Origin of the sequence: Leeuwenhoekiella sp. LLG6367-2.1, from assembly GCF_045055775.1 — a bacterium.
Taxonomy (GTDB): Bacteria; Bacteroidota; Bacteroidia; order Flavobacteriales; family Flavobacteriaceae; genus Leeuwenhoekiella; species Leeuwenhoekiella aequorea.
In genome coordinates, this window is the sequence record NZ_CP159331.1 from 2,945,280 (window position 1) to 2,963,428 (window position 18,149).

Consider the following 18,149-nt stretch of genomic DNA (forward strand, 5'->3'; position numbering starts at 1 on the left):
GCAGCTATTTTTTCTGAAAGATTAAATTAATAACACCGATAATTGGACCTAACGCTAAAATAAGAAACAAATAAGGGGCATAATTTTCTGCAAAATAACCAACAAATTGAATACTCACGATAGTTATGGCAAATCCTATGCAATTTACAATCGTCAATGCCGTACCACGGTATTCGGCGATTGCGTTATTGGCTATTAAGGTAGAGAATTGCGGACTATCTGCAACCACAACAGCTCCCCAAAACAAAATAAATACTATAAAAAGCCATAGAGGTGCCATCAATAAAAAAGGTGAAACTAGACAGCAGATCCCCGATGCGCTAAGGGAAAATAATGCTACAGATTTGCTGGTAGTTTTTTTACTTATATGCCCTCCGAGGGCACAAGATACAGCTCCTATACTTAGAGTTAAAAATGCCAGTAGCGGAATATTTATGTTTAGGGCATTCTCACCGTTATAAAGTGTAATGTATAGAGGCACAAAACCCCAGAATGCATAAAGCTCCCACATATGTCCCCAATATCCAATAGCTGCTGCTTTAAATGGTCTGTGCTTAAACATTGTTGATAATCCAACTAATTTTATTTGCTGTTGAGCTTTTCTAAAAGGTCCGTTAGGCACACATAAACCTACTAAAAGTCCGCCTGTTAAAGCTAATATACTTGTAAGCAATGTTATTGTTTTATAATTGATAGCTAGCCCAAGACTGTTTAAGAAATGGGGGAGGGCAGTACCTAAAGCAAGTGCACCTACTAGATAGCCTAACACTTTTTCTAATCCCTTTTCAAAATAATCAGACGCTATTTTCATTCCTACAGGGTAAATACCGGCAAGAAAGAATCCTGTTAAAAATCGAGAAATGAGTATGGTATTAAAAGAAACACTAGGTGCTAAAAGAGTGAGATTTACAAGAGCTCCTAAAGTTGCACAAATAAGAAATACTTTTGATGGAGCATAGCGGTCTGAAATTGCAAGTAGTGCAAAAAGCAGGGTGCCTGCTATAAAGCCAAATTGAACAGCTGCCAAAATGGAGCGTATCGCATCAGACCTTCCTAATTCTGAGAATGGAAGTTGTGGAACCACAATATTGCCAACAAACCATAGTGAAGTTCCTAAAAACTGGGCTATTACTATAATAAATACAACACGAGATTTAGAAGATATAATCACAAATACAAGATTATTCTACCGGTTCTGCCGCAAGTGCAAGATGCTTACCATCTGGACTAATTGATATACGTGTAATATTGGTTAACTGGTATTTATTTAAGCTCACTAAAAACTGCCAAGCAGGTTCACCAAATAAATCATATACAAAGAGACTGTCTCCACTTCCTACAAGTATGCGGTTTTCATCTAACCAGGTATAATCTTGTCTTCCTATTGGCAATTCACAAACAAAATAACTGGTAGGTTCGTCTCCTGAAAGATCTAAAACATATAAATCTAAATTTTGATCTTCATTAACCACGGTATAGCTTAATGATTTTGACTTAGGTACTTTTTGCAAAGATCTACCTACATTATTCATTATCATTCTTGAATTCTTTTGTGAAATATGACCAGAATACAAATCCATTTGATTAGGAACTAATACAGAAGCAATAAAAAAGTCATCATTATAAAACGTGAAGTATCCCACCTGGTTGCTATCAACTTCTTTAATAAATTTTGCAGTGTTATAATCGTAAATTACCATTCGCTGCTTTCCTAAAGAATCTTGTCTTACCATTACAATGGCTTCAGATTCTGGAAGTCGCTGTGGAGAGAAGAATCCGTTTGAAGGTTCGTTTGTAAATACCCTATTCTTATCTAATTTAATATCATAAGCACTAATTGTTGTTAAACTATCCCTAGTATGACTATATAGCACAGTATTGTCGTCATAAAAAGAAGGTTGATTATCATACTTTGGATTTTGAGATATATTTTTTCCACTTAGAATCTCAAGGGTAGTAGGAGTAGTTTTTATCTCAAACAGATAAACATCTGGACTAGTTTGTGCTGATGCGGCTAAGGAAACCAGACAAAATAGAGCTGAAAAAATGTAGTTAAGCATAGTTAATTAAATAAAGTTTTAAAGATACTGATGTTTATACGAAGACAGCAAGTATTGAGCCGATTTGACAAATACAGGAATAAGATTAAGTATTACATCACTAGCTAAACTTTATCTTCGGATCTAAATAAAAAAAGACCTGTAACAAATTTGCTACAGGTCTTTTTCAGTCTTTCTTAGGAGTGAAAGGCTAGAATGGATATGTATTTTCTGAAGTTATCTTCTCTGCAATAAGATTGCGTAAAGCAACTACATTAGGCTGATTTTGATACTTTGTAAAACGCTTTAATCCCATAAGCATCATACGTTGTTCATCTCCCTCAGCAAAGGAAACAATACCCTCTTTTGCTTTTATGTTTATCGTATCTACTGCGTGATAAAGATAAAGTTGAGCCATTGCAATTTGCTCCTTCTGATTTTCTTCACCAAAACGTTTAATGTTCTTTTCGGTACGTAGGATAGTACTTTCAGCCATATATACTTCAATAAGAATATCTGAAGCGGCCATTAATAATTGCTGATGTGATTCAAGCTCTGGGCCAAATTTTTGAATAGCACTACCGGCAACCATCAAGAATACCTTCTTCAATTTTGCTACAATCGCTTTTTCTTCGGAAAGTATTTCAGAATAATCTGGAGTATCAAAAGAAGGAATTCCTGTAAGTTCTTCACCTACAGCCATTGCTGGGTTAAGAAGATCTACGTGACCTTTCATTGCCTTTTTAACAAGCATTCCTACAGCAAGCATGCGGTTAATCTCATTTGTACCTTCATAGATACGGGAGATACGGGCATCTCTCCAGGCAGCTTCCATAGGAGCATCTGCACTAAAGCCCATTCCTCCAAATATTTGAATACCTTCATCTGCACAACTCTGCATATCTTCAGACGCGGCAACTTTCAGAATAGAACATTCAATTGCATATTCTTCAACACCTTTAAGTTCTGCTTCTTGATGCGTATTGCCTTCGCTGATACGTATACTGATGCGGTCTTCTATATTTTTTGCAGCTCTATAAGCAGCACTTTCAGAAGCATAAGCATTAGTTGCCATCTCGGCAAGTTTAGATTTTATGGCACCAAACTTTGCAATAGGCGTTTTAAATTGTACGCGCTCGTTAGCATATTTTACACCCATATCAATTACACGACGTTGAGCATCAAGACAAGCTGCAGCTAGTTTTATACGACCCACGTTGAGTGCATTCATTGCAATTTTAAAACCTTCTCCACGACCTGAAAGCATATTTTCTACAGGAACTACTGTATCGTTGAAGAAAACCTGACGTGTTGATGAAGAGTGAATACCTAATTTCTTTTCTTCTTCACCTAGTGAAATTCCATTTGTAGGATCGTTTTCTACAATAAATCCAGTGATATTTTTATCATCTTCTATACGTGCAAAAACAATAAACACATTACAAAAACCTGCGTTTGAGATCCACATTTTCTGACCATTGATCTTATAGGTCTTACCGTCTGAGGAAAGTTCGGCTTTTGTTTTACCACTATTTGCGTCAGATCCAGCACCCGGCTCTGTTAAACAATAAGCGCCAAACCATTCACCTGTAGCTAACTTAGGAACATATTTTTTCTTCTGTTCTTCAGACCCATAAAGTGTAATAGGCATGGTGCCGATTCCCGTATGAGCACCAAATGCAGTAGCGATAGATCCTGTAGCTCCAGAAATATAATCGCAAACAAGCATAGTTGAAACAAAACCCATACCTAAACCATCGTATTCTTCAGGAACAGCAATACCTAGTAAGCCAAGCTCACCAGCCTTACGCATAACCTCTTCCGTGAGTGCATAATCTTTATGTTCAAAACGCTCTCTGTGAGGAACAATCTCTCGGTCAACGAATTCTTTAACCGTTTCTTTCATCATTTTTTGCTCCTCGTTAAAGTCTTCAGGAGTAAAAACATCTTCACAAGCGGTTTCTTTAACTAAAAATTGACCACCACGTAAAATTTCTTTATTATCTGCTGTTTCTGCCATTATTTTATTTTTAAGAATATAGAAGAGAGAAAAATGAGATTAGATTTATAGTTATAAACCATGTTGAAAACCATTGTCATTTTTTGCCATTCCTGTATTTTAATTTCTAATTCGTTTAATATTTTATGGTTGATGTAATTTTATGTTGAGCTATGAGAAACGGTGTTCCCAATTCAAAGAAGATCCTGACAAATAATCGATAAATAGTCTTTTATCTTTCTTCTAAATATCTATAATCTAGTTGAGAAACTCGTAAACTCCTGCAGCGCCTTGACCGGTACCTACGCACATAGTTACCACCCCATATTTTCCTTTCATCTCACGCTTACGCATTTCATCAAACAGTTGAACTGAAAGTTTAGCACCTGTACAACCTAATGGATGTCCTAATGCTATTGCACCTCCATTTACGTTTACAATATCTGGATTGAGTCCTAACTCTCTTATAACTGCCAAGGATTGCGAAGCAAATGCCTCATTAAGCTCCATAAGACTAATGTCATCTTGTTTTAGACCTGCTTGTTTTAAAGCTTTGGGAATAGCTTTAACTGGTCCAATACCCATTATGCGAGGTTCAACACCCACTGCAGCAAAATTGACCATACGAGCAATAGGTTCAAGGTTAAGTTCTTTAACCATTTCTTCACTCATAACCAATACAAATGCAGCACCATCACTCATTTGTGATGAATTACCGGCGGTTACACTACCACCTTCAGCAAAAACGGGAGGAAGTTTAGAAAGGATTTCAAGTTTTGTATCGGCACGAGGGCCTTCGTCTTGCTTTACGGTATAAGTCTTCGATTCTTTTTTACCGGCATCATTTACAAATGTATGCTCAACTTCGATAGGTACAATTTGATCATCAAAACGTCCTTCAGCTTGTGCTTTTAAAGCTTTTTGATGTGAATTGTAGGCAAATTGATCTTGATCTTCTCGAGATACGTTATATTGATTTGCCACTGCTTCTGCAGTCAATCCCATTCCCCAATAATAATCTTCATTACCGGCTTTAGCTACTTTATAATCTGGCACAGGTTTGTAACCTCCCATTGGGATATAACTCATACTTTCTGCACCACCAGCAATAATACATTCTGCCATACCTGCTTGTATTTTTGCAGATGCCATTGCGATCGTTTCAACACCAGATGCACAGTAGCGATTTACAGTTACACCAGGAACATCTTCAATTTTTAAACCCATTAAAGAAATTAAACGACCTACGTTAAGACCTTGTTCTGCCTCTGGCATTGCATTACCTACCATCACATCATCAATACGTGTCTTATCAAAATTAGGCAGCTCATTCATCATATATTCGATGGTCTCTGCTGCTAATTCGTCTGGTCTCTTAAATCGAAACAATCCGCGAGGTGCTTTACCTACGGCTGTTCTATATGCTTTTACGATATATGCTGTTTTCATTAATATAGATTTTAGATTATAGACTGTAGAATTTTAATCCTAAGGCTATTTGAATTTCTTTATAAGTATATAATTCATCTTTTAAACTTCAACCAACTTGTCAAATAAGCGGTTAAATCATTTCATTAGAAACTAGACCTAATTTTTTAGATTTAGGTTAGTTACGCAGCGGTTTACCTTTTTGGATCATATGCTGTAAACGCTCTAAAGTTTTGCGTTCTCCGGTAAGACTTAAAAAGGCTTCACGTTCAAGATCTAAAAGATATTGTTCACTCACATAAGAAGCTTCAGATAGGTCACCACCAGCCATAACGTAAGCTAGTTTATTGGCTATTTTCTTATCGTGATCACTTATGTATTTACCTGCATTCATTTGATCTGTACCTACATAAAAAGCACCTAAAGCTTGTTTACCGAGTACTTTAATATCAGTACGAGGTATTGGTTTTGTGTACCCTTGATCTGCCATAAATTTGGCAACTTCTTTAGCAGCGGCTATTTGTCTGTTTTTATTAACCACAACAATATCTTTACCTGGTTTTAAAATACCAAGAGCATAAGCCTCATAAGCTGAGGTAGATACTTTCGCCATACCTATTGCTAAGAAATATTCACGAAGTCTATTTAATTCTACATCATCTTTATGATAGGTTTCTGATGCTCGTAAAGCCATTTCTTTAGATCCACCACCACCGGGAATAACACCTACACCAAATTCTACAAGACCTATATAACTTTCTGCAGCTGCAACAACGCGATCTGCATGTAAGGTCATCTCACATCCACCGCCCAGGGTCATTGCGTGAGGAGCTACAACCGTAGGAATAGAAGAGTAGCGAAGACGCATACACGTATCCTGAAAATACTTAACAGCAGCGTTTAATTCGTCATATTCCTGCTCTACAGCCATCATAAATATCATACCGATATTTGCACCTACAGAGAAGTTTTTCCCTTGGTTTGAAACTACAAGACCGGCAAAATCTTTTTCAGCCATATCGATGGCCTTATTTAAACCAGCTAACACATCACCACCTATAGAATTCATTTTTGATCTGAACTCTACGTTTAATATACCATCACCTAAATCTTCAACAACAACACCGCTGTTTTTAAAAACTTGTTTTGACTCTCGTATGTTATCTAGAATAATGAAACCATCCTGACCTGGTTTTTTGACAAATTCTTTCTTCGGAATATCATAATAAAAAGTACTTCCTTCCTTAACGGTGTAAAACGAATTTTTACCAGATGAAACCATTTCTGAAACCCAAGAGGCAACTTCATACCCTTCAGCTTTCATCAATTCGATACCTTTCTCAACGCCTACAGCATCCCAAATTTGAAACGGACCGTGTTCCCAACCGTAACCCGCACGCATCGCATCATCAATTTTATAAAGTTCGTCTGTAATTTCTGGAATACGATTTTGAACATAAGCGAATAATCCAGCAAAATTTTTACGGAAGAATTCACCTGCTTTATCTTTTCCATTAACAAGTACCGGAAAACGCTTTGCTACATTATCGATCGATTTTGTAAGCTCAAGAGTCGTAAATGAAGCACGTTTATTTGCACGATACTCCATAGTATTTAAATCTAGTGTCTGAATTTCACTAGAACCATCTTCATTTTTTATTTTCTTATAAAAACCCTGACCCGTTTTACTTCCCAGCCATTTTTTATCGTTCATCAGGTCGATGTAATTAGGCAAAGCAAAAAGTTCATTACGCTCATCATCTTTTACATTGTCACGTATGCCATTAGCAACATGTACAAGTGTATCAAGACCCACAACATCTACAGTTCTAAATGTGGCAGATTTAGGTCTACCTATAACAGGACCTGTAAGTTTATCAACTTCTTCTACAGTCATACCTAGTTCTTCAACAGTATGAAATAGACTCATAATACTAAATGTACCTACACGATTACCTATAAATGCAGGAGTATCTTTCGCAACTACAGTTGTCTTTCCTAAAAACTTTTCGCCATAAGAATCAAGAAAATCAAGCACATCCTGGTCTGTTTTTGGACCAGGAATAATTTCAAAAAGATCTAAATATCGAGCAGGATTAAAGAAATGAGTTCCACAAAAATGCTTTTGAAAATCATCACTACGCCCTTCACTCATAAACTTGATAGGAATACCTGATGTATTAGACGTAATTAATGTTCCCGGAGTACGATGTTTATCAAGATTTTCAAAAACCTGCTTCTTAATATCCAGACGCTCAATAACAACCTCAATAATCCAGTCTACATCTTTTACCTTAGCGATGTCATCTTCCATATTACCTGTCGTAATGCGTTTTGCAAAATCTAGATGGTAAATAGGTGAAGGTTTTGACTTTAATGAGTTTGTAAGATGATCGTTAACTAAACGATTACGTACCACTTTACTCTCTAAAGTTAATCCCTTAGCTTTTTCTTTATCGGTAAGTTCTCTGGGAACTATATCGAGCAATAATACTTCGACTCCTATATTAGCAAAATGACAAGCGATACCACTTCCCATAATCCCGGAGCCAATAACTGCAACTTTGTTTATACGTCTTTTACTCATTGTTTTATAGTAGTTTCAGATGTGTTATATATTTTTTTATTTTGAATCAAATCATTAATAACATGGACAACCTCAAAAAAATGATCAATTTTTTGACTGTCTATATTATTTCTAATTGCTTCATTAAAGCGTAAAACTCTATCCTTACTAAAGTCTCTGTTTTCTCTACCAAAGTCTGTAAGAAAAATTAATACGCCGCGACCATCAGCAGGATTAGGTTTTCTTTCGATCAATCCACGTTCTTCCATAGATTTTAAGGTACGTGAAAGACTAGTAGCTTCCATTCCCATTTTTGGACCTAAGGCTGTAGATGGTGTTCCTTCTTCAGGATCTATACTTAGCAATGCAAAGCCAGTAGCCATTGTACTATCTAATTGAGCAGCTTGCTCATTGTACATTTTTGTAATGGCTTGCCAGGTTGCTCTAAGCGCGTGATCTATTGTTATATCTTTTTTACTCATACGTTTGCGTAAAGTTAAAAAAATAATACTATGCGTGCATAATAAATTGAATTAATTTTAGCAGATTAACATTTGGTTTGTTACTGCAGCTATATATCCATAAAAAAACTCCTTATTTCTAAGGAGTCTTTCAATTATTTATGGTCGTAAATTTTATTGTATTGAGCAATATACATTTGCTTAACAATGCGTCTCTTTAATTTCATAGTAGGAGTGAGGTGGCCAGAATCTATACTCCACTCATCGGGAGTAAGTTCAAACCGCTTAATCTGTTCCCATTTACCAAAATGCTCATTATATTGATTAACGTCTTCCTGAATGCGATTAATTACATCAGCATTGGTAACTAAATCTTGATTAGTTGTTCCTATATCAATACCTTTCTTTTTAGCCCATTCGGTAACAAATTCAAAATTAGGTTGGATTAAAGCTGCAGGCATTTTTTCGCCTTCACCCACAACCATAATATGCTCGATAAAACGGGATTGCTTCATCATATTCTCAATAAGCTGTGGAGCGACATATTTTCCACCGCTTGTTTTAAACATTTCTTTTTTGCGATCTGTAATTTTTAAAAATCCTTGGTGATCAATCTCTCCTATATCTCCAGTATGAAAATAGCCATTGATAAGAACCTCCTCGGTCTTTTCAGCATCTTTATAATAGCCTAGCATTACTTGCGGACCTTTAATCAAAATTTCGCCATCTTCTGCAATTTTCACTTCAGTCTCTGGAATAGGTTTTCCTACAGTTCCAATTTTGAACCCTTCATCTCTCATATCATTAACAGATATCACCGGCGAGGTTTCTGTAAGACCATATCCTTCCATAACAGCGATTTCTGCAGCATTAAATACACGTGCTAGCCGCGGCTGTAATGCTGCACTACCTGAAGCAATTACTTTTAAGTTACCCCCAAGTGCTTCCTGCCATTTACTGAAAATCAATTTGCGTGCAATTCCTAGTTTTTGCTCATACCACCACCCATTTTGGCCATAAGGTTCGTATTCAAGTCCGAGCTCTACAGCCCAGAAAAAAAGTTTCCTTTTAATACCCGTTAAATCAGCACCCTTAGCAATGATTTTATCATATACCTTCTCTAGGAGACGAGGTACTGCGGTCATTACTTCTGGCTGAATTTCTTTTAAGTTTTCACTTATCGTGTCAAGCCCTTCTGCAAAATAAATACTCACACCAGAATACTGATACAAATACATAAGCATACGCTCGTAGATATGGCAGACAGGTAAAAAACTTAAGGCTTTACTTTTTCCTGGAACTATAGGAAATCTACTTGCACTATTTAATGCATTTGAGGCCACATTTTTATGACTAAGCATAACCCCCTTAGGTTTACCTGTAGTTCCTGAGGTATAAATAAGTGTAGCTAAATCATCCTCGTGAACAGCATCTTTTAATTTTTCTACTTCAGCTTGTAAATGGGTATCTTCTTCTTTAACCTCTTCCCAGCTCTGACAACCCGTTATTGAATCAAAGCAATAAACTCCCTTTAAAGAGGGTACATTATCTTTTATCGCATTTAATTTGTCAAGAACTTCTTTATCTGAAACAAAACAGTAAATAGATTCACTGTGATTAAGTACATATTCATACTCTTCCTTAGAAATAGTAGGATAGACAGGAACATTTTGAGCACCTAATTGAAGGATGCCAATGTCCATAATGTTCCACTCTGTACGATTTGTAGAAGAGATTACAGCAATTTTATCATTTGGTTTTACGCCTAATTTGAGAAGGCCTCGACTAATAGCATTTGCTTGATCAATATAGGATTGGGTAGTTGTAGCGACCCACTTGCCGTCGTATTTAGTTACCAGTGCATTGTCTAATTTGTAGTTCTCTAGCTGGTAGTATGGGAAGTCGAAAAGACGTTTAATTTCCATTGCTTATTGAATAGGGTTTGTCTTGCAAAATAGCAATTTTGACAGCTATATTCTAATTTTTATAAAAAATTACAACGTTGTATTAAGAATATGGTATTTATACTAAATGGTTGATAATTTATTTCCATTAAGGTTAAGAAAACAACAATGGGTTATTTTGAATGATTTTAAATCACAAAAAATGCAACATTTTTCAATTAGCTAAAATTGAAAGATTTGCAATTCTCTCTATTCTTTATTAACACTTTATTAATCAGAGCTCTCTTGATTATCATATGTTAAATATTACTTTATAAAACGTTAAGAAATCGCTCATTTACCTAGTATTCCGATAGAGTTACAACTTGTGAAAAAGATCATGATTGTTAATCTTGCGTTAAATCATTAACAAACTTTTATATGAAATTAAAAAAACTACTTAGCGTATTTTTTGTGCTATTTCTTGGTATTTACTCAAGTTTTGCACAACAAAAAACTGTACGTGGTACGATTACCACTGCCGAAGATGGCCAACCTCTGCCTGGTGCTTCGGTAATAATTGAAGGCACGAGTAGAGGTACACAAACAGATTTTGACGGTAATTTTAGTATTGAGGCTTCTTCAACTGAAACACTAGTAATATCTTATGTAGGTTTTAAAAATTTGAGAAAGAAAATTGGGAATGCCACTCAATTCTCATTAGCATTACAAGCAGATTCAGAATCTTTAGAAGAAGTAATTGTAACCGCATACGGTACAACTACTAAAGAGGCATTTACAGGATCGGCAAGCGTTATCAAGTCTGAAGATCTTGAGCAGCGTGTTGTAACTTCTCCTATAGCAGCTCTTGAAGGGTCTACTACTGGTGTGCAATTTATCTCTGCATCAGGACAGCCGGGTTCTTCACCTAGCGTAATAATTAGAGGTGTAGGTACACTTAACGGAAGTACAGATCCATTATATATTGTAGACGGTATTCAGTTTGAAGGTGGTTTAAACAGTATTAGCCAGAGCGATATAGAATCTATTACCGTACTTAAAGATGCAGCTTCTACAGCGCTTTACGGTTCGAGAGCAGCAAATGGTGTAGTTCTTATCACTACTAAAAGTGGTAAAAAAGGCGTTCCTGCCCGTATTACTGCTTCTTCTCAATATGGTGTTGTTAATCAAGGTGTATCTAATTATGATGCGGTTAATCCCGGAGAGTATTACGAACTTATGTGGGAAGCTTATAAGAATTCGCTGAATGTTGCAGATCCTGCAGCACAAGCTTCAGCTTCCATATTCAATAGATTAGGTTACAATCCTTTTAATGTTCCTAACGATCAGATTGTAGGTACAGATGGAAAAATAAATCCTAATGCACAAGTTGTTTACCAAGGTTTAGACTGGTATGACGCATTACAACGAACAGGTAGTCGTATTAATAATTCGGTTTCTGTTTCTGCCGGTGGAGAGAATCATCAAGTGTTTTTCTCTACATCGCACCTTAAAGAAGAGGGTTATGTAATACAAAGTGATTTCAACCGATTGACTTCACGACTTAACGGAGATTTTACTCCGACGAAGTGGTTAACAGTTGGTGGTAGCATTAACCTTGCTCTTAGTAAGTCTAGTGGTTTAGGTGGTGCAGGTACAGGTAGTATTGTAAATGCATTTAATTGGGCTAAAGATCTAGGTTCAATATATCCAGTATATCAAGTTGATTCTAATGGTAACTACGTATTAGATGCTAATGGAGATCGTCTTTTTGATTTAGGAGAAGGTTATTCAGAATATGGCATTCAGTCTCGACCATACAATCCAGGTCGTCATGGTATTGCTGAAACCATTTTTAATGATGAACAAACTGATATCAATAACTTAGGTATGCGTTTGTATTCAGAATTTACAATTATAGATGGCTTAAAAGCACGTTTGACATACGGTCAAGATGTTCAAGACTATATTAATAAAAGTTATGAGAATGCAATAGTTGGTGATGGTGCTCCAACAGGACGTTACGGAGAAACTCGTTTTAGAAGAACAGTAGAGAACTTCACACAACTTTTAACATACAATAAGTCATTTGCAGACGTTCACAATGTGGATTTAACGCTTGGTCACGAAAGTTTTGATCGTCATTATTCAGAAAATAATGGACTTGCAACAGTACAAACTGCTGAAGGTATATATGAGTATGACAACTTTTCTACTCCGGTAAGGTTAGGTGGTTACAGTTCAGACAAACGAATTGAGGGATATTTTGCGCGTTTAAATTATAATTATGATAACAGATACTATGTAAGTGGTTCTGTACGTCGTGATGGAAGTTCTGTTTTTAACAGTGATGTACGTTGGGGTTCTTTCTATTCTGTAGGGGCTTCTTGGAGAATAGATCAGGAAAAATTTATGGATAACGTTGATTTTATCAATCAGTTAAAATTACGTGCTTCTTATGGTGAAGTTGGTAATGATGATTTATTAGATTATTACTTATCACAACCTCGTTATTCACTTACTTCAAATGCCGGTGATCCTGCGATATTTTTATCAGATATAGGTAACTCAGCATTAACTTGGGAAACTATCGAGAGCTATGATATAGCGTTAGAATTTGGTCTATTCAATAATTTCTTAGATGGTTCTTTTGAATATTACAAAAAGAATTCTTCTGATCTGTTGTACAACCTACCTATTCCATTATCTAATGGTTTAAATGAGGTTCCTCAAAACGTAGGAACAATGTATAATGAAGGTTTTGAATTAGCTCTAACAGCAAATCTTATTAGAACTCAAAATTTAAACTGGTCTGTAACTGCTCAAGCATCTACTTTTAAGAATAAAATTACTGATTTACCATCACCATTTGTGAATGGGTCAAAACGTTGGGAAGTAGGTCGTTCTAGATTTGATTTCTACATATATGACTATGCCGGTGTAGATCCAGATAATGGAGATGCTCTTTACAATATGTATGAAGGTGATGTTAATGCTGGGGAGCGTGTTCCTGTTTTAAATGCAGATGGTACACAAGCAACTACAAACGATTGGGATGAAGCAGGTAGAGCTTATGTAGGTGAACAATCTATACCAGATTTAATAGGTTCTATCCAAAACCGAATTAATTATAAAGGTCTTGCTTTAGATTTTATATTCACTTTCTCTCAAGGCGGAAAAATCTTAGATAATGGTTATGCAGGTTTAATGCACACTGGAGATTATGGAGATGCTTATCATCCAGATGCGCTTAACGCTTGGAGAAACCCGGGAGATATTACTTCAGTACCACGTTTAGAAAATGGAAACTCAAACCAAGTTCAAACGCAGTCTACTCGTTTCCTTACAGATGCATCGTTTGTTGCGCTACGTAATGTAAACCTATCGTATACATTTAATACAGATATTTCAGAGCGTTTAGGTTTTGAAAATTTACGTCTGTTTGTTGCAGGAGAAAACCTATACTTTAATAGTGAGCGTAATGGTTTGAATCCGCAATACAACCTTGCAGGTACCGGTTCTGGTAATGACTACAATCCTTCTCGAGTGGTTTCTTTTGGAGTTAATGTTTCATTTTAATTAATCGACAAGAAAATAAAATTTACACATATGTTACAACGAATTAAAATAGTAGTGTTGTCATTAGTTATGATATCAACACTAGGTTGCTCAGAAGATTTTCTGGAAACTAAACCTACCGACGCGATATCTGCGGCAGATGCATTATCATCTGTGGCAAATATGAGATTAATATTAAATGGACTCCACAGACAAATGTATGCGCAATCTCCAATACCAGGAGGTTCTGCAAGTAGAGCAGGGGAGCATTACTTTATACCATTAGGAGATGTGCTTACCGGTGATCTTATTCACTCTGCACCAGCAAATGGATGGATGACATCAGAATTACAATGGAATTCTCATAACGTATCTACATCATTGACTTCAGAGCAATTATGGTATCAGCGTTATCATTTTATCACTAGTGTTAATTCAATCATTAATCAAGTTCAGGAAGACGGACTTGCGATTGATGAGAATTTGAGTGATGTTTTAGGTCAGTCATATGCTTACAGAGCATGGTCTTATTATCGCCTAGTTACTGCGTATGCAAAAGGATATATTATAGGTGATCCGGCTACAGATCCGGGTGTGCCCTTACTATTTGCTACAGAGCCTCCATTTACAAGTGAAGCACGTTCTACAGTTGCAGAAGTTTATGCTCAAATGGAAAAGGATATAGATCAAGCTATTACATATTTTGAAGGTGCAGACCCAAGAGGAAATGGAAGTGCAAAAATTAAGTCTCAATTAAACATTAATGCAGCTTACGGTATAAAAGCACGTATTGCTTTATCTAAAGGGGACTGGGCTACAGCTGCAAGTGCGGCTGCATTAGCTCGTAATGGTTATCCATTAATGAATGAAGCAGACTGGTTGTCTGGTTTTAATACTAATGAATTACCAGAAGTTATCTGGGGTGGGAATGTAATTTCTACGGAAACTACGTTCTTTAGATCATACTTTTATCTGATTTCTCCAACATTCAACGGAAGTCAGAACAGAGGTAATCCTAAATTAGTAAATAAGGAAATGTACGATATGCTTCCTGATACAGATTATAGAACGAAAGCATTTTTACCAGATGCTCCTAACACAAATTCATCTGCTTCTAATGATCAAGGAGGTAGTTTTGAATCAGATCCTAATTATGATACTGAAGAAGAATTTGAAGCTGCTTTTGATGCGATCATTTCAAAATATGGGATGACACCACAGCACAATACTCACCCTTATATGCATGTAAAGTTTTTAAATAAAAATCCTGGGACTATAGATCCTGATGATGTTATTTACATGCGTTCCGCAGAAATGTATCTTATCGAAGCAGAAGCTAAAGCTATGAGTAATGATATTACTGGTGCTAAAGCGGCATTAGATGCATTAGGAAGTGCTCGTGACAGTGCTTTTGATATTGATCAATACAATACTCAGGCAGAGCTTATGGAGCAAATTAAATTTCAACGTTACATAGAGCTTTATGGCGAAGGGTTTAGTTATACCGATCATATTCGCTGGGATGAGGGAATAGACTTAACAAATTCGGGTGCAGCAGCAGTTCTTTATCAAGACGGTTTTATACAGGATAAACCATCAGTTAATGATGATTGGATTTTCAAGATTCCTCAAGCTGAAATTGATGCAAATCCAAATATTAATGAAGCTGATCAAAATTAAATTTACTACCTAGTTAATTTTAAACCCGGTGCTTATAGCATCGGGTTTTTCATTATGAATAGGGTAAAAAAAAGCACAGATTCAAAGAATCTGTGCTTTTTTTTATTATCACAAACTAAAGATCTATAATTATCAATTACTACTTAACATTATATTGAAAATATCTTAGGCCTAATACAATTCTCTAAAGTTCGAGAGTACCCATTTTCCATCAATTTTTTGAAACATATGAATACCTGTATGACCATCACCTACAAAGTATGTGCTATACCAAATAAGCGCAAGTTTCCCATCCATCGAAATGACTGGTTTTGTGATTTTTATTTGTTTACTTGATTTATATTCAAAATCCCTATTCTGATTATTCTCGCCATCATCATCATCATAGTTAAAAAGTAAATTTATTTTTTGTTCAGGAAAATATTGTAATAAAGAGCCATCTGAATGATTAAGTTGGTCTAAGAGGTGATTCCCATTTGATCCTTTGAACAAAGCTATAGCCTGACTTTTATAGTAAAATGGATTGGGATAGGATAATTTTGGTCCCTTTTCAAACAGGTTATCTTTCAAATAGTTTTTAAAAGCTTTATCATTAGAGAAACTATCAATAAACTTAATATTATCTGCCTCATGAAAATCAACCTCAAGAGCTATCAATGACTTAATATTGAAATTGGTAATTTTTGAGTTTTTTAAAGAGCTACAGGAAGTCTGAATCAATATAAGAAATACACTAATTGCAAGGAAATACCTATGAAACAGGTTTGCCTTTTGGTGTTGCTGTGAAAGTTGTGGCATCAGGATAAGTATTAGTTTGTGTTGTATTGTCTTGTTCACTTAAAACAGAATAAAGAATTTCTATGAACTCAGGATTTCTATTTCAAATATTATTCGTTCGATCAGCAGGATTAACAAATTCAGGATACGAATTTTTAAAACTTGCAGAAGCTAACATATCTCCAGAATAACATAATTTTTTGTAATACGATAGTGGTAAATTATAGCCTGCTGCATTTCCATAAGCAGATAATGATGTAGCCATTTCGAAGATGAAATCATTCATCAGTTCGTGTTGAGTTTTGTTGAGATTGGCAGGAGAAGAAGTCCTATTGTATTCTATAAAAGCATCAAATAGTTCTGAGAAATCAGGATCAGCTTGGCCCGTTATTGTCGAAAGGTAGATAAACTTAGTTGTTATACCCATATACTCTTTGTAGAGGTATTTGACATAGACAATGATGCCCAATAGTAAAGTGATTTACATTATTTGTTAAAGGCTCTGTTAGAACACTCCGCTTATTTAATATTAAATAGATCCTATTCTGTGTTAGGTAGCTAAATTAAAATTCATTAGTATTATAAAAGTTTATTAATAATCTATCCACCAAACCCGGGTTCTTTTGAATTTATCATTTTGAAGCTTATCAATAACAAAAATGTGTTCAAAAACTTCATTTTTAGTTTCTAACATTTTATTCTTTTTAATACTTACTTCGAGAAACAATTTTTCACCCTTATCCCATAGGTTATGAACTGTAGTAAAATTGATTTTACCAAACTCTTTCCTAGAAATTGTATCAACTTGTTTATACCTGCTTATTTCAAAAAGAGTATCGTCAATATTATAATATTTCATATCTCCGCTAGTAAAAAACTATCATTACAAATGTCGAAGAGCAAATATTGATTTTTTTGACCGTATGAAAAAAAAGGTGTGGCCAAAAAAAACATTAAAAGGATTATCTTATTCACACAGCTTGCTACCCTTAGTTTTTTGCATTTGTTATATTTTTTAACAACTAACATACTCGATAGACATCCATTTCTTTCCAGATTCTTACTAAAAGAAATTGCAGCTTAAAAGTAAAAAGAGTAAAAATGGTTTAGGACTTTTGAACATCCTATTCCTATAGACTGTTATGGCTTACATTTATTCAAAGGTTAAAACCTCTGCTTGTCTCAAAATGAATTCGTTGCAATTTTTTGGTTCAATAAAAATGTAATTCAAATTGAACATATTTTCTATTTTAATAGTATCTAAAATTTTTTTCCTGTCCTTAATTATTGACAAACTATCGAAATACGTTTTTGAAATGATAGTATCCTCTTTTCTATTAAAAGAAAATGAATAAGAAGCAAACGTTTCATATTCAACATCATCACCATGAATACTTTCAGATCTTTTTAATTCTGTTACTATGCGTCTTTCATCAATTATTCGATAGCCTTCGTATTCATTTGTTTGAGTAGCAATTTGTTTTTTGATTAATGTATCTTTTTTATCAATTAAAAAATAAATATTCTTCCTAGACTGAGAATAGGAACTTAAGAACAAAAGAGATGTAACTATAAAAATGTATTTTCTCATTTTACACAGGTTTTATTTCCATTACTTTTCTCATTTGCAATAGTATATTTAATTCTATTTTGTTCAGTATCTGTTAATTTTTCCCACGCTTCCGTGTAAATTTCATTAGGCCTATTATTTTCATCAACAATATTCGCTAAACCTTCCCACGACATATCACCATAAAA

Annotated in this window: 14 protein-coding genes; 2 read left to right on the forward strand and 12 right to left on the reverse strand. The window is 35.2% G+C overall.

Annotated elements, in window-relative coordinates:
- Positions 1–4: 4 nt before the first annotated feature.
- From ABVM53_RS13100 to ABVM53_RS13130, 7 genes are all read right to left on the reverse strand, one after another.
- On the reverse strand, positions 5–1,171 hold the full coding sequence (locus ABVM53_RS13100; protein WP_405326849.1) for a nitrate/nitrite transporter: 1,167 nt from the start codon (positions 1,169–1,171) through the stop codon (positions 5–7).
- A 10-nt stretch (positions 1,172–1,181) separates the two neighbouring features.
- Entirely contained in the window at positions 1,182–2,060 is an 879-nt protein-coding gene (locus ABVM53_RS13105; RefSeq protein WP_405326852.1) for a hypothetical protein, read from the reverse strand.
- Between the two features lie 190 nt (positions 2,061–2,250).
- Positions 2,251–4,059 (reverse strand): acyl-CoA dehydrogenase family protein, encoded by a 1,809-nt coding sequence (locus tag ABVM53_RS13110; protein ID WP_405326855.1) that lies wholly within the window; start codon positions 4,057–4,059, stop codon positions 2,251–2,253.
- A gap of 237 nt (positions 4,060–4,296) precedes the next feature.
- The gene (locus ABVM53_RS13115) at positions 4,297–5,487 is read right to left on the reverse strand and encodes an acetyl-CoA C-acyltransferase (RefSeq protein WP_405326858.1); all 1,191 of its coding nucleotides are present in this window, start codon (positions 5,485–5,487) and stop codon (positions 4,297–4,299) included.
- A gap of 157 nt (positions 5,488–5,644) precedes the next feature.
- On the reverse strand, positions 5,645–8,053 hold the full coding sequence (locus ABVM53_RS13120) for a 3-hydroxyacyl-CoA dehydrogenase NAD-binding domain-containing protein (RefSeq protein ID WP_405326860.1): 2,409 nt from the start codon (positions 8,051–8,053) through the stop codon (positions 5,645–5,647).
- The gene (locus ABVM53_RS13125; protein WP_128757208.1) at positions 8,050–8,514 is read right to left on the reverse strand and encodes a MarR family winged helix-turn-helix transcriptional regulator; all 465 of its coding nucleotides are present in this window, start codon (positions 8,512–8,514) and stop codon (positions 8,050–8,052) included. The genes ABVM53_RS13120 and ABVM53_RS13125 overlap by 4 nt, the downstream gene beginning before the upstream one ends.
- Before the next feature lie 134 nt (positions 8,515–8,648).
- Positions 8,649–10,418, reverse strand: a complete 1,770-nt coding sequence (locus ABVM53_RS13130) for an AMP-dependent synthetase/ligase (RefSeq protein ID WP_405326864.1) — start codon at positions 10,416–10,418, stop codon at positions 8,649–8,651.
- Positions 10,419–10,817: 399 nt separating this feature from the next.
- Here ABVM53_RS13130 and ABVM53_RS13135 point away from each other — a divergent pair, with 399 nt between their 5' ends.
- The gene (locus ABVM53_RS13135; RefSeq protein WP_405326867.1) at positions 10,818–13,955 is read left to right on the forward strand and encodes a SusC/RagA family TonB-linked outer membrane protein; all 3,138 of its coding nucleotides are present in this window, start codon (positions 10,818–10,820) and stop codon (positions 13,953–13,955) included.
- Positions 13,956–13,985: 30 nt separating this feature from the next.
- Positions 13,986–15,614, forward strand: coding sequence for a RagB/SusD family nutrient uptake outer membrane protein (locus ABVM53_RS13140; protein ID WP_405326870.1), 1,629 nt, complete (start codon positions 13,986–13,988; stop codon positions 15,612–15,614).
- 171 nt (positions 15,615–15,785) lie between these two features.
- On the opposite strand, the gene ABVM53_RS13145 is transcribed toward ABVM53_RS13140, so the two are convergent.
- The 5 genes from ABVM53_RS13145 to ABVM53_RS13165 form a co-directional block, all read right to left on the reverse strand.
- Positions 15,786–16,412 carry a hypothetical protein gene (locus ABVM53_RS13145; RefSeq protein WP_405326872.1) on the reverse strand — a complete coding sequence of 209 codons (627 nt, stop codon included), beginning with the start codon at positions 16,410–16,412 and terminating at the stop codon, positions 15,786–15,788.
- 82 nt (positions 16,413–16,494) lie between these two features.
- Positions 16,495–16,860, reverse strand: coding sequence for a hypothetical protein (locus ABVM53_RS13150; protein ID WP_405326875.1), 366 nt, complete (start codon positions 16,858–16,860; stop codon positions 16,495–16,497).
- A gap of 123 nt (positions 16,861–16,983) precedes the next feature.
- On the reverse strand, positions 16,984–17,250 hold the full coding sequence (locus ABVM53_RS13155; RefSeq protein ID WP_405326877.1) for a hypothetical protein: 267 nt from the start codon (positions 17,248–17,250) through the stop codon (positions 16,984–16,986).
- A gap of 294 nt (positions 17,251–17,544) precedes the next feature.
- Positions 17,545–17,982 (reverse strand): hypothetical protein, encoded by a 438-nt coding sequence (locus ABVM53_RS13160; protein WP_405326880.1) that lies wholly within the window; start codon positions 17,980–17,982, stop codon positions 17,545–17,547.
- The gene (locus ABVM53_RS13165) at positions 17,979–18,137 is read right to left on the reverse strand and encodes a hypothetical protein (RefSeq protein WP_405326882.1); all 159 of its coding nucleotides are present in this window, start codon (positions 18,135–18,137) and stop codon (positions 17,979–17,981) included. Before ABVM53_RS13165 ends, ABVM53_RS13160 begins: the two co-directional genes overlap by 4 nt.
- Positions 18,138–18,149 lie beyond the last annotated feature (12 nt).

Coding starts and splice junctions, on each gene's coding strand:
- ABVM53_RS13105 (WP_405326852.1), bottom strand. CDS start 2,060: ATGCTTAACTACATTTTTTCAGCTCTATTTTGTCTGGTTTCCTTAGCC.
- ABVM53_RS13110 (WP_405326855.1), bottom strand. CDS start 4,059: ATGGCAGAAACAGCAGATAATAAAGAAATTTTACGTGGTGGTCAATTT.
- ABVM53_RS13115 (WP_405326858.1), bottom strand. CDS start 5,487: ATGAAAACAGCATATATCGTAAAAGCATATAGAACAGCCGTAGGTAAA.
- ABVM53_RS13120 (WP_405326860.1), bottom strand. CDS start 8,053: ATGAGTAAAAGACGTATAAACAAAGTTGCAGTTATTGGCTCCGGGATT.
- ABVM53_RS13125 (WP_128757208.1), bottom strand. CDS start 8,514: ATGAGTAAAAAAGATATAACAATAGATCACGCGCTTAGAGCAACCTGG.
- ABVM53_RS13130 (WP_405326864.1), bottom strand. CDS start 10,418: ATGGAAATTAAACGTCTTTTCGACTTCCCATACTACCAGCTAGAGAAC.
- ABVM53_RS13135 (WP_405326867.1), top strand. CDS start 10,818: ATGAAATTAAAAAAACTACTTAGCGTATTTTTTGTGCTATTTCTTGGT.
- ABVM53_RS13140 (WP_405326870.1), top strand. CDS start 13,986: ATGTTACAACGAATTAAAATAGTAGTGTTGTCATTAGTTATGATATCA.
- ABVM53_RS13145 (WP_405326872.1), bottom strand. CDS start 16,412: ATGCCACAACTTTCACAGCAACACCAAAAGGCAAACCTGTTTCATAGG.
- ABVM53_RS13155 (WP_405326877.1), bottom strand. CDS start 17,250: ATGAAATATTATAATATTGACGATACTCTTTTTGAAATAAGCAGGTAT.
- ABVM53_RS13160 (WP_405326880.1), bottom strand. CDS start 17,982: ATGAGAAAATACATTTTTATAGTTACATCTCTTTTGTTCTTAAGTTCC.
- ABVM53_RS13165 (WP_405326882.1), bottom strand. CDS start 18,137: ATGTCGTGGGAAGGTTTAGCGAATATTGTTGATGAAAATAATAGGCCT.